This window comes from Natrinema amylolyticum, assembly GCF_020515625.1.
Lineage (GTDB): Archaea > Halobacteriota > Halobacteria > Halobacteriales > Natrialbaceae > Natrinema > Natrinema amylolyticum.
This window is the reverse complement of the sequence record NZ_JAIWPJ010000003.1, coordinates 536588-549663: the sequence shown is the minus strand read 5'-3', so window position 1 is coordinate 549663 and position 13076 is coordinate 536588. Positions and strand designations below refer to the sequence as shown.

The 13076-nt window shown below is 67.2% G+C and carries 9 protein-coding genes; 6 read left to right on the top strand and 3 right to left on the bottom strand.

The genetic code is table 11. The features are described from left to right. Positions 1 to 18: 18 nt before the first annotated feature. Together LDH66_RS18310 and LDH66_RS18305 are read right to left on the bottom strand one after the other, a co-directional pair. Positions 19 to 1077: a DUF1616 domain-containing protein gene (locus LDH66_RS18310; RefSeq protein ID WP_226482519.1), complete on the bottom strand. Its 1059-nt coding sequence runs from the start codon at positions 1075 to 1077 to the stop codon at positions 19 to 21. Between the two features lie 84 nt (positions 1078 to 1161). Then, positions 1162 to 3330 (bottom strand): COG1361 family protein, encoded by a 2169-nt coding sequence (locus LDH66_RS18305; protein ID WP_226482518.1) that lies wholly within the window; start codon positions 3328 to 3330, stop codon positions 1162 to 1164. A gap of 627 nt (positions 3331 to 3957) precedes the next feature. Here LDH66_RS18305 and LDH66_RS18300 point away from each other — a divergent pair. Next, entirely contained in the window at positions 3958 to 5025 is a 1068-nt protein-coding gene (locus LDH66_RS18300; protein WP_226482517.1) for an anthranilate phosphoribosyltransferase, read from the top strand. Positions 5026 to 5479: 454 nt separating this feature from the next. Then, positions 5480 to 6277 carry an enoyl-CoA hydratase/isomerase family protein gene (locus LDH66_RS18295; protein ID WP_226482516.1) on the top strand — a complete coding sequence of 266 codons (798 nt, stop codon included), beginning with the start codon at positions 5480 to 5482 and terminating at the stop codon, positions 6275 to 6277. A gap of 432 nt (positions 6278 to 6709) precedes the next feature. Here the strand turns inward: LDH66_RS18295 and LDH66_RS18290 are convergent, their stop codons facing one another. After that, a complete protein-coding gene (locus LDH66_RS18290) occupies positions 6710 to 7447 on the bottom strand; it encodes a 3-hydroxyacyl-CoA dehydrogenase family protein (RefSeq protein WP_226482515.1) in 738 nt (245 codons plus the stop codon). 116 nt (positions 7448 to 7563) lie between these two features. Here LDH66_RS18290 and LDH66_RS18285 point away from each other — a divergent pair, with 116 nt between their 5' ends. The 4 genes from LDH66_RS18285 to LDH66_RS18270 all read left to right on the top strand — a co-directional run bounded on the left by LDH66_RS18285 (position 7564) and on the right by LDH66_RS18270 (position 13042). Continuing rightward, complete coding sequence (locus LDH66_RS18285; protein ID WP_226482514.1) at positions 7564 to 8496, top strand: ferritin family protein; 933 nt, start codon at positions 7564 to 7566, stop codon at positions 8494 to 8496. Positions 8497 to 8571: 75 nt separating this feature from the next. Next, complete coding sequence (locus LDH66_RS18280; protein WP_226482513.1) at positions 8572 to 9735, top strand: CaiB/BaiF CoA transferase family protein; 1164 nt, start codon at positions 8572 to 8574, stop codon at positions 9733 to 9735. Between the two features lie 77 nt (positions 9736 to 9812). Further along, entirely contained in the window at positions 9813 to 11471 is a 1659-nt protein-coding gene (locus tag LDH66_RS18275; protein WP_226482512.1) for a long-chain fatty acid--CoA ligase, read from the top strand. Between the two features lie 131 nt (positions 11472 to 11602). Beyond that, complete coding sequence (locus LDH66_RS18270; protein ID WP_226482511.1) at positions 11603 to 13042, top strand: amidase; 1440 nt, start codon at positions 11603 to 11605, stop codon at positions 13040 to 13042. The last annotated feature ends 34 nt before the right edge of the window (positions 13043 to 13076 follow it).

The following is a 13076-nucleotide window of genomic DNA, read 5'->3' as shown; positions in this document are numbered from 1 at the left end:
AGTTCGGCTCGATCCCGCTCACTCCGTCGACGCGTTGACCCACCGATGCGCCGAGTAGTCGGCGTTCTCGAGGGAGGGCGTCGCGGGAACGTCCCCGCCCGCGTAGACGAGCCAGGCGACGCGAACCGCGTCGCCAGTCAGCGTCGGCTCGACGTCGTGTGCGTGCGACCACGTCTCGCCGTGTGCGAGCCGCGGCTCGAACCGTCGCAGTTCGTTCTGCTCGAGGACGGTCGCGTTATCGGGGTCGCCGTCGGACGCGATCCGCTGTTCCACGGCGACGACGGCGTAGCTGACCGTCCGACGTTCGTTGTTCTCGAGCGTGACGATGACGCTCTCGGAACCGTTGCCATCGGACGACGGAGAGACGTCGGCGGTGCGTTCGCCGTCGCCGGCATCGGTCAGCACGGACACCTCGGTGAACGTCTCGCCGTGTTGGGGAGCGGTAACGGCGTAGCCGACGCCGCCGACGGCGAGGACGAGCGTCGTCGCCGCCAGAACCGTCAGTGCCGTCTCGGCCCGCGAATCCGCGTCGAACAGCGCGGTTCGAGCCGAAGCGACCCACCGTCGGTACGGCGTTCGAAAGCGCGATTCCAGCGGGACCGATCGCCGTCTGACCGTCGCGACGACCGCCAGCGCGACCGTCACCGCGCTCAGGACGACCGCGATCGATTGCAGTCGGATCGCTACCGGGGAGAAGTGTATCGCGAGACCGAGCAACGGGACGATCGCGACGCTCGAGGCGACCGAGAGAACGACGCGTCCGGCGTCGGTGATCGGGTCAGCCAGCACGCGGCGTCGAAACGGGTCGGTCTCGAACTCGCCGCCATCGTTCGTCCCGTCAGCACCGGCGACGGACCGAGTCCCGCGTTCGGGAAACAGCGCCGCGACGAACGCGTATCCGGGAACGAACAGCACGAACGCGAGTCCGAGCGGAACTCGCAGCCGCGTGTCCCTCACTACCGGCGCGAACACGGCCAGGTTCGTCGCGACGACCACACCGACGACTGCGACGAGGTCCGCCGGCACTTCGCGAACCGATCTCGGGAGGAGCCGCCACAGTGAACTGAATACGGCCATCGGTTCCAGTACCGACGGTCGAGACTGAAAGTTAGCCGTGCCGATTCGCGATAGCCGCGACCGTAAAGACGAGACTACCCGCCGTTATCGATCGTCCGTTTCCGACCGAGTCCCACCGTCGCCGTCCGCGTATCGATCGCACAACTGCGCTCCACCGTCGAGGACGCGCTCGGCCTCTGCAGCCGAGACGTCCGCGACGTCGAACGTCGCTCGTTCGTAGCGTTCGGTCACGGTTCGGAGGAGCGCGCGATCGGACCGGCCGTCGTCGTCGGGCTCGTCGTCACGGCGATCGACCCAGCGCCGGTAGAACTCCCAGTGCGTCAGGGCCGCACTCGAGGCGCTCGCGTCGATGCGATCCGATAGGGCGTGGCGGACGGCCGCGTACGCCAGTTCGACCGCCCGCTCGGGACGGCCGCGCGAGAGGGAGTCGCGACCCTGCTCGAGGACCGATTCGGCGATCTCGGTACCGGATCGCTCGGCGATCCGGCCCGTCGCCGCGTCGGTCGTCGCCTCTCCCGCAGACGCCGACGGACTCGCGCGAGAGGATCCGAGACGCGACCATCGCCTGATCGCGGCGGCCCCGAGGAGGACGATCAGCCCGCCCCCGACCCCGAGCCACGCCCACGCGGGGAGCCCCACCCACGAGCGCCCGTCGCTCGAGAACGTCACGGTCGACGTCGCGGTGTCAGAGGCGAGATTCGATCCGGATCCGTCGTGTACAGCGACGATCTCTCCGTCGCCGCGAGCGGCCTCGTCGGGGATCTCGACCGTGGCAGCGAACGACCCGTCGTCGTCAGTCGTCACCGTCTCGAGGGTGGTTCCGTCCGCGTCCAGTCGGACCGACCGTCCGGCGATCGTCGCCCCGTCGGCCGTCTCGAGCGTACCGTCGACCGCGACCGTTCGCCCGGTGTCACCGACGCGACTCGCGGAAACGGTGACGTCGACCCCGGTTTCGCGGACCGTCACGTCGTTCGTCGCCGCCGTCCCGGCGAGCGCCCGGTCCTCGTAGTCGAGCCGGACGCCGAGTTCGCGCTCGCCGTCGGCGACCGACGCGGGCACCTCGACGGCAGTCTCGAACGAGCCGTCCGCGGTCTCGGTCCGCCCGATCCGCTCGTCGCCGAGCGTCACCGCGAGCGGGACGCCGTCGACGGGGGTCCCGTCGACGCGGAGCTCCCCGCCGACGGTCGCGGTTTCGCCGTAGGCGGTCTCGGTCGGCGTCTCGAGGGCCGAGACGGTGGGTTCGACCTGCTCGATCGAGACGTCGACGGCCGTCTCGCTGCCGAGATAGATCGACTCGTTGGCTGGAACGTACTCGATCGAGAGCCGCTCCGTCGATAGCGGTTCGGCCGTCGACCGGTACTCGAACGCGAACGAGCCGTCGGCGGCCGTCTCGGTCCGGACGGAGCCGTTCCCGACCTCGAGCCGGATCGTCTCGGATCCGACCGGCCGACCGGTCGCCGTTCGCAGCCGCCCGGTGGCGGTCAGCGGCTCGCGAAACGAGATCGACTCGCGGTCGGCGTCGACGGTGAGGTCGGTCGCCACGAACTCCGTCTCGCGGACCGTCGCCTGTTCGGCCTGAATCTCCTCGTTGACCGCCTCGATCGCCGCGTCGGACTCGGAGAGGTTCGCGTCGGTCTCCGCCTCGAGGTCGTCGTAGTTCGCGCGGAGCTCGTGACTCGACTCGTTGACCGACGTCGCGATCGTCTCGAGTTCGCGGGCGAGCGACCGCGCGCGTCCCTCGTCGCCGGCCGCCCGCGCTCGCTCGTACTCGGCGCTGGTCTCGTTGTACCGCCGGGCCGCCTCGACGATCCGCTCCTGATTCTCGCCCGCGAGCTCGAATAGCTCGTCGTAGTTTTCGCCGCCCGTGTCGTCCGCGATCTCCGCGTACCGACCGAGCGAGTCGTAATACGACTCGTCGACGGATCGAGCCGCGCGCTCGTACTCCCCGTCCTCGAGACTGACGGCGCCCGCCTCGAGGTCGTCGATCATTCGAGTCATCAGTCGGCTCTCCAGCGCCTCGAGGTCGCCGTCCTCGTCGTACTCGCGAGGGTCCCTGTGCCGACGGGTGACGTTGTCGTCGGGATCGTCGTCCGCCTGGAAGAGGAGGCGGGACTGGGACGTCTCGACCGCCGGCTCAGCGGCGACCGCCGCGGGCGACGCGGTCGCGGTGCCCGCGACGACGCCGACACCGCCGCTCGCGAGCACGAGGAGGACGGCGACGAAGACGACGCTACTCGCGTGCGAATCACTCACGGCCTCGCGTTCGAGTCGGGGACACATAGCTATGCGTTCTGTTCGCGCTCGCGGCGCGTCTCCGGACGGTCTCAATATCATCTTACAGCGCTCGTCTCGAGGAACGGAACGGACCCATATCGGCGGCGCAGGGCGGTCGAGAGCGGAGCCGACTGCGCCGCGGATCGGCCTCGCTGGCGGCCGGATAGTTTCCATCCGTTATTTCCAGTAGCGTGCGCCTAAATACACGATAGGTAATCGGATGTCGTCGTCGTCTCCCATATCGAATCGGAAAGGGAACGGAAAGGAGACTCGGAGACGGCGAGCAGACGAGGGGAACGAAACGAACGCTAAACGGTGGGCATCTCGCATCTCGGCGAATTCGATCCGATAATCATTTCACTCGTGAAATATTTCTCTGAACACACCAGTACACGTACTATTGTAGCGCGCCGGTCGGTGGGCCGTCGAGCGGCGCGTCGAGGCGGCCGGGCCGTTGGCACCGACTCCGCGAACGAGACGCCGCGGTGAAACCGAGGCCGGAGGTCCGTTTTCGGTCCCGTCCGTCGGCGATCGAACTCCCGTATTCGACGGCGAGGAGGGACCGGAAACGGGGGGTTTTTGCGCCGGCCGACCCAACGGCGACACATGGCGCAGGCAACGCAGGAATTCGGCGAATGGCCGTTGAAACGCCTGATGACGGAGGTCGTCGGCTCGGGTCCCAAATCGGCCGACGACATGAACCGCGAGCAGGCCCGCGAGGCCTTCCAGCGGATTCTGGCGGGCGAACCGGACGCGACCACGCTCGGCGCGTTCTGGCTGGCCAACCGCTGGAAGCGCAACAACCCCGAGGAGCTGGCGGCCTACACCGACGTCATGCGCGAGGAGTCGGTCGTGACTGCCGAGCCGGACTGCGATCCGGTCGACTGCGGCGCGAACTACGACGGCAAGCACAGTTCGGCCGTCCTCGGCGTCGGTGCCGGCATCGTCGCCGCCGCCGCGGGGACCCCCGTCGTCGCCCACTCCGGCGACCGCGTTCCGACGCAGAAGGCCACGGCGTACAAGCACGTCCTCGACGAACTCGGCGTCCGGACGGAACTCGAGCCCGACGAGAGCGCGGACATGGTCGACGACACCGGCTTCGGCTTCTACTACCAGCCGAAGTTCAACCCCGGCGTCGACGACCTCTATGACCGACGTGACGAGATGGGCGTGCGGACGTTCGTCAACACGGTCGAAACCGTCGCCAACCCCGCGAACGCCGACGTCCACCTGGGCTCGTTCTACCACCTCACCTTCGCAAAGAAGATGACCGATCTCATGGACGAGAGCGCGCAGCTCGACTACTCCCGCGCCATCTTCTTCCAGGGGATGGAGGGCTACGACGACATCCGTCCCGGCTATACGAAGGTGGCCGAGTGGGACGAGGGCGAGGAGTTAGCGGACTACGAGATCGAGACCGCCGAGTACGGCATGGACATGGAAAACGAGGACCTCGAGGTCGACGACGTCACCGCCGATTCGGCGACGATCACCGAGGAGGTGCTCGCCGGCGACCGCGAGGACCACTTCGCCGACGCCATCGCCCTCAACGGCGCGTTCCGGATGTACGCCCGCCAAGACGTCGACAGCTTAGACGACGGGCTCGAGCGGGCCCGCGAGGTCATTTCGGACGGCAGCGCGCAGGCCGTCCTCGAGGACCTCCGAGCGTTCTGATCGATCGGCGACGTCGGAACGGGCGTTCGCCTCGTCGAAATTCGGTTCCCGGACGGGCGGTGGCACGAATAGAGTCGTCTTTTCGCCGGTGCTCGTTCGATGGGCGATCGATGGGGACCCTCTCTGGGCCGACTTCTGGCGATACGAGCGTCCCACCGGTCGTCGCGTCGCCGTCCTTCCGTGCTCCATCGGATTCGTCGCCCGGTGCGACTCCGCTAACGAGATCGGGTGAGCGAACGGGCTCGCTTATCAACATGATTGAATTCAACCATTGAAACATAACTGATGGTTCCGGCCGAGAGAGAGACACCCACAGGGAAATCGTCCCGGAACTCGTCGACCGAACTCGATCGCGGACGGCAGCGACCGAATTCGCGCGCGAGCGGTCGATTCGCACCGCTCGAGACGAAACCGAACGGTATACCTTTTTGATCGATGGCCGTGACCATCGTCCATGGACGACGAACTCGAAACGGTCCTGGTAGCGTACGATGACGAGCGCGGCGTCGGCACGCTCACGATGAACCGTCCGGACGCGTTGAACGCGCTGAACGGGCAGTTGAGAGACGACATTGTCGCGGGGCTCGAACTGCTCGAGGAGCGAAACGAGGAACGCGACGGGGTCGCGCTGCGAGCCGTCGTGCTCGAGGGGGCCGGCGAGAAGGCGTTCTGTGCGGGCGCGGACATCGGCGGTTTCTCCGAGGAGTCGGCCGGCGGCTCCTCGGCCCGCTCGCACTACGATTTCATCCGGGACTTCCCCGCGCCCGTCATCGCGAAGATCGACGGCTACTGTCTCGGCGGCGGCTTGGAGACCGCGCTGGCCTGTGACTTCCGGCTGGCCAGCGAGGGCTCGACGTTCGGCTTCCCCGAAGTGAACCTTGGCATCCTCCCCGGTGCCGGCGGCGTCCAGTACGTCACGAAGCTGGCCGGCCCCGCGGTCGCAAAGGAGCTGGCGATGACCGGCGAGCACATCTCCGCTGAGCGCGCGGGCGAGGAAGGCATCGTCAACCACGTCTACGCCGACGACGAGTTCGAAGACGAGGTCGACGCGTTCGTCACCGATCTGGCCGGCCAGGCACCGCTGGCCGTCCAGGCGATTAAGAAATCCGCCGACATGGCCGTTCATAGCGGGCTCGTGGAGGGGCTGGAGTACGACCGCCAGCTCTTCGAGGGCCTCCTCGAGACCGAGGACCACGCCGAAGGCGCGGCGGCGTTCTCCGAGGACCGCGAGCCCGAGTTCGAAGGGAAGTAACGGCGCGAGACTGGCGAACGCCGTCTCACTCTCGACCGATGTTCGACCTGCGGTGGCGCGCGCTGTCGGTCGTCCGAACGATAGTGAGGGCGGCCGATGACAGTGCGCGAGGGATGAGCGAGTGTAGCGAGCGAATCGGCTGGGGAGGGCGTGGAATCCCTAGTTGCCACGATAGCAGCGAACTCTATCTTGGTCGACGATACTCGTTGAGCGGTGTGTAGAACCGACGAGTAAGCGCATCCTGCTATCGTGGCAACTAGGGATTCCACGTCCTCCCCAACCGATTCGCTCAGTCACTCCGTTCCTTCGCTCATCCCTCGCGCAGTATCGAACCGCAGTTCGCTCGTCGCTCACTGCGGTTCAGCGCGCGCCGCCGCATATTGGTTCGTCGGTCCGAATAGAACCGAGTCCGTACGGGAGCAAACCGAGACGTCAGTCCCATTCCTCGCCGATGCCGGCCAGCGAGAACGGGCCGACGGGAAGGTTGTAGCCGTCCTCGAGCGCCTTGTCGACCTGTTCCTCCGTGGCGATCCCCTCGTCGACGATCTTCTTGGCCTCTTCGCGCATCGCCGCGTGACAGCGGTTCGCGAGGAAGCCGTAGGAGCCGGGGTCGTCGTCGATGGTGACGCGCGTCTTCCCGAGTTCGTCGACGAGTTCCTCGGCGCGCTCGACGACGGCCTCGTCGGTCTCGGGCGCTTGCACGATCTCGACCATGTCCATGACCGCGACCGGGTTGAAGAAGTGCGTCACCGCGACCCGCGAGGGGTCGTCGACGGCGTTGGCGATCGATGTGACGGCGAACCCGCTCGTGTTCGAGTACAGCGGCTGATCGTCGGTCACCTCGTCGAGATCACGGAAGACCTGCCCCTTGATCGCCAGGTCCTCCGTGACCGCCTCGATTGTGAAGTCGGTGCCGTCGGTCGCCGCGTCGAGGTCCGTCGTGAACGTCATCCGATCGAGGACCTCGTCTTTCTCCTCCTCCGAGAGATAGCCGCCCTCGACGGCGTCCTCGAGGCCGTAGTTGCCCGAGATCACGCGCTCGCGGGCCTCGTCGGCCAGCTCCTCGTTGATCTCGCGGACGGCCACCTCGTAGCCGTTCCGTGCGAGTACCTGCGCGATACCGGCGCCCATGATGCCGCCACCGACGACGGCAGCACTCTGTTGTGCCATGGCACCATCCTTCACGAGAATCGACTTAGTTCTTGTCAACCCGGAGCGAACGTCGGGGGTGCCGGCGGACGTCTCAACGCCTGCACATTTAATAGTCACCCCGTATACCGTGTGGTATGGGAACTGAGTACACGCCGACCGAGATGATGGATCGGGAGTCCAGGTCGAACCGTTACTATCGCAATGCGGTCGAACGCCACTGGGATCCCGGCGAGATCGACCTCGAGCGGGACGTCGAAAACCTGCTGTCCCATATCGAGGCCTCGGACGAGTACGACCGAGAATCGTGGTACGGCACGCTCAACGGCATCGCGAAGTTCGGGGCGGGCGAGGACGCCGTCACCGAGGACCTCGCACCGCTCGGAGCGGTTCTCGACGACATCGACGATCAGCTGTTCCTGACGACGCAGCTGTACGAGGAGGCGAAACACGCGGACTTCTTCGACCGCTACTGGCGGGAAGTCGTTTGGACGGTCGAGGACGAACTGGGCTGGGAGCGATCGGACCCCCGCCACGACCGGTGGTTCAACGACCCGTACATCGAGCTGTTCGACCGCAATCGGAAGGCGCAGTTCCGGCTGCTCGAGGAGGACACCCCCGAAAATCGGGCGAAAGCGTACTGCCACTATCACCTCACGGTCGAGGGCATCCTCGCGCAGACGGGCTACTACGGGATGCAGACCTCCTACGGCGGCGACTTCGAGGACCTCCCGCATCTGCCGGGGCTCGTCCAGGGCTTCACGAAGATCCGCAGCGACGAGGGCCGCCACGTCGGCTTCGGGATGAACCAGCTCAAGAAGCTCATCGCCGAGGGCGTCGATCCCGAACTCGTCCGGGAGACGGTCGAGGACCTCGTCCCGCTCGTACAGGGGATCACCGAGGACGAGCGGTTCCAGCCCGACGACCCCGAGGAGCGTGTCGGCTTAGAAGACGGGAAGCTCGCCGAGTACGCGGTCGAGAAACACACCGACCGGATGCGACAGATCACGGACGCCGCGGCGGACGTTCCGGACGTCGACGAACTGGTGGCGCTCGAGGGCGACGACTGAGGACCCGACGCGATCGCGCGGTGTGCGGATGACTGGGGACAGTACACTTTTGAGAGGCGACCGGGACGTGGTACCATGCAGCTCGATTCGGTTCGAATACTCGATCTCTCGCGCCTGCTACCGGGCCCGTACGCGACGCAACTGCTCGCCGACGCGGGTGCCGACGTCGTCAAGGTAGAGGACACCGAGGCGGGCGACTACGCCCGACACACGCCGCCGATGACTGAACGAGACGTCGGCGCGCTGTTCGACAGCGTCAATCGCGGCAAGCGGAGCATCGCGCTCGACCTGAAATCGGGGGCGGGGCGGGCCGCCTTCTACCGACTCGTCGAGGAGGCGGACGTCGTCTTCGAGCAGTTCCGGCCCGGCGTCGCCGAGCGTCTCGAGATCGACTACGAGACGCTCGCGGAACACAACGAGGACCTCGTCTACTGCTCGCTGTCGGGCTACGGACAGACTGGCCCGTACGCCGAGCGCGCGGGCCACGACCTCAACTACGTCGGCGTCGCGGGCCTGCTCGACATGACTCGAGAGGACGAGGCGATGGCCCCCCAGATACCGGGCTACCAGATCGGCGATCTCGGCGGCGGCCTGTTCGCCGCCTTCTCGATCGTCGGCGGCCTCCTGTCTCGCGAACTGGGCAACGGCGGCGAGTACGTCGACGTGGCCATGACTGACGTGGTCGCCTCCTTCTCGCAGGCGATCGCCCACGGGGCGCTGACCGGCGACGACCCGCGGCCGGGCGAGACCGCGCTCACCGGGGAGTTCCCCTGGTACGACGTCTACGAGACCGCCGACGGGCGATACGTCACTCTCGCCGCGCTCGAGCCGAAGTTCTGGACCGCCTTCTGCGAGGAGGTCGACCGCGAGGAACTGATCGACGCCCACGGGACCGACGACCCGGCCGAGCTGGCGGCCGTCCGCGAGGAACTCGAGGCGCTGTTCGCGAGCCGGTCGCGGGACGCCTGGCTCGCGGACCTGAGCGACGAGACGATGACCGGGCCGGTGTGTACGCCGGCCGAAGCCGTCGAACACCCGCAGCTCGAGGCCCGCGGGCTGATCGAGCGGCCGGACGACGCGCCGCCGCGGGTGGGCTTCCCCGCGACGGGGACGAACGTCCCGGAGCACCGCGACGAGTCGGTGCCGGCCCACGGGGAGCATACCGACGAACTGCTCGCGGAGGTCGGGTACGACGAGAGCGAGCGGGCCGACCTCCGCGAGACGGGGGCCGTCCGCTAGAGAGCCGTTCGGTCGAGAGGGCGGCGTACGCACCCTAAATCCTAAGGTACTGGACGGAATCAGTGGAGACGACCATGATGGGAGTCGAGTTAACGCTTGACAAGATACTCGATCGGGCGGTCGACCTGTTCCCCGACCGGGAACTGGTGACGAAACTGCCCGACGGGAGCACGCACCGGTACACGTACGCCGACGCGTACGAACGAATCAACCAACTCGCGGGCGCGCTCGACGACCTCGGGCTCGACGACGGCGACCGGGTCGGCGTCGTCGCGACGAACCACTACCGACACTTCGAACTCTACTTCGGCCCGGCGTGTTCGGGGCGGTCGATCCACATGTGCAACATGCGGCTGCCCGACCACCACTTCGTCCACACGATCGACGACGCCGAGGACCGGGTGATCTTCGTCGATCCGGAACTCATCGAGAAGGTCGAGGCCAACGCCGACGATCTCGAGACGGTCGAGCAGTACGTCGTCCTCGACGACGAGGTGCCCGAGACGAGCCTCGAGCCGGTGACCGACTACGAGTCGCTGCTCTCCGGCCAGTCGACGGAGTACGAGTGGCCGGACATCGACGAGGACGCGGAGTACGGCATGTGTCACACCTCGGGGACCACGGGACTGCCGAAGGGCGTCCCCTACTCCCACCGGGCGATGTACCTCCACAGCATCATGTGCGGCCATACGGACGCCAACGGGATCGGCGAGGACGACGTCGTCCTGCCGGTGGTCCCGATGTTCCACGCCAACGGCTGGGGGACGCCCTACGCCGCGACGTTCGTCGGCGCGAAGCAGGTCTTCCCCTCGGTCCACACCGATCCCGAGGCGATCGCCCGCCTGATCGACGAGGAAGGCGTCACGTTCTCCGCGGCGGTGCCGACCATCTGGCTCGAGATGGCCGAGTTCTTGGACGAGAATCCCGAGGTCGACATCTCGAACATCGATCGGCTGACGGTCGGGGGCTCCGCGCCGCCGGAGTCGCTCATTCGGAAGTACGACGAGGAGTACGACGCGCCGATCATCCAGGGCTGGGGGATGACCGAGACCTCGCCGCTGGGTACCCTCAGTACGCTCCGCAAGGAGGCCGCCGACCTCCCGAAAGACGAGCAGTACGAGTACCGCGCGAAGGCTGGCCTTCCGGTTCCGGGGATGAAGACGCGGATCGTCGACGAGGACGGCGAGGAGGTCCCCGCAGACGGGGAGACGATGGGCGAGTTGCAGGTCCGGAGCCCGTGGGTGACCGACGGCTATCACAACCGGCCCGAGGAGAACGAGCAGGCGTTCACCGACGATGGCTATCTCCGGACCGGCGACATCGCCACCCGCGACGAACTGGGCTACGTCGACGTCGTCGACCGCGACAAGGACGTGATCAAGTCCGGCGGCGAGTGGATCTCCTCGGTGCAACTCGAGAACGAACTGATCGGCCACGAGGCCGTCACCGAGGCGACCGTCATCGCGGTCGAGCACGAGCGCTGGCAGGAGCGACCCATGGCGATCGTGGTTCCGCGGGGCGGGGCCGACCTCACCGCGGACGACCTCGAGGCCCACCTCGGCGAGACGTTCCCCTCGTGGTGGCTGCCCGATGTCTACGAGTTCATCGACGAGATTCCGAAGACCTCGACCGGAAAGTTCGACAAGAAGACGCTCCGGGACCAGTTCGACGTGGTCCTCGAGACCGAAGACGACGAACTCGAGGCCGAGGACGACGAGCAGGCACCTCAGCAGTAACCGTTCCGACGAACTATTTCAGTATGATATCACCCACCACGAGCAGTATGCGTTTCGACAGCGGGGAGACCGAGTCGATCCACGACGGTCCGGACGAGTCGCGTTCATCGAGCGCAACGAGCTGATACGATATGGTCGCACACCCCACAGACATGACCGCTGCCGGCCTCGCGAGGGCGATTCGGGACGGCGAGTGCTCGCCGACCGAAGTCGTGGAGTCCGTCCTCGAGCGGATCCGCGAGCGGAACGATCGCACGAACGCCTTCGTCACCGTCACGGACGACCTGGCCCGCGAGATGGCCGAAGAGGCCGACCGCGCGATCGCCGAGGGCGAGCCGCTCGGACCGTTACACGGCGTCCCCGTCGCGATCAAAGACCTCGACGACGTCGCGGGCGTCCGGACGACGTCGGGCTCCCTGCTCTTCGAGGACCGCGTCGCTGAGTCGGACTCGCCGTTCGTCACCCGGCTGAAGGAGGCAGGCGCGATCGTCGTCGGGAAGACCAACACGCCGGAGTTCGGACTCGGGACGACGACCGACAACCGCGTCACCGGGCCGACGGGGACGCCGTTCGATCCCGACCGCGTCTCGGGGGGGTCCTCCGGCGGGGCCGGCGCGGCGCTGGCCGACCGACTCGTCCCGCTCGCGCCGGGCTCGGACGCCGGCGGCTCGGTCCGAATTCCGGCGAGCTTCTGCGGCGTGTACGGACTCAAGCCCACGCAGGGCGTGATCCCGAACGTCACGCGGCCGAACGCGTTCGCGAGCCACACACCCTTCGCCACGAAGGGGCCACTGGCCCGAACCGTCGAGGACGCGGCGCTCTCGCTGGACGTGATGGCGGGATCCCACCCGCGGGACCCCTTCTCGGTCCCGAAGGGGGGCGAGTACCGCGCCGCCGTCGACCGTCCGATCGACGGGATGACGATCGCCTACAGTCCGGACATGGGTACCTATCCCGTCGAGCCCGCCGTGCGCGAGGTGCTCGAGGACGCCCTCTCGGCGCTCGAGCGCGCCGGCGCGACCGTCGACGCGGTCGATCCCGAACTGGGACACGACAACGAGGAGATCCTAAACGCCTACTACACCATGGCGACCGTCCGGTGGCAGTCGCTGCTCGATAATTTGGAGGACGAAGGATTCGACCCGCGAGGCGAGGACCGCGACCGCCTGCGGCCGTATCTCGTAGACCTCATCATGGACGCCGACGAGCCGACGACGCGGGAGTACAAGCGCGCTGACGTGGTTCGGACGCGGGTTCTGGACGGGTTTGCGGACCTGTTCGCGGAGTACGACCTCCTCGTGACGGCGACGGCGGGAACGACGCCGTTTCCCTACGGCGAGGAGCCCGAGGAAATCGACGGCGTCGAAATCGAACCGTACCGCGGCTGGGTGCTCACGCAGCCGTACAACCTCACCGGCCATCCGGCGGCCTCGGTCCCGGCCGGGTTCGTCGACGGGCTCCCGGTCGGAATGCAGATCGCGGGCCGGCGACACGGCGACAACGACGTCATCGCGGCCAGCGCCGCCGTCGAACGGCAGCGGCCGTGGCGCGACGCGTATCCCGGGCGATGAGAGACGGAGCCCGAGCGCCACTGCGGGACAGCGA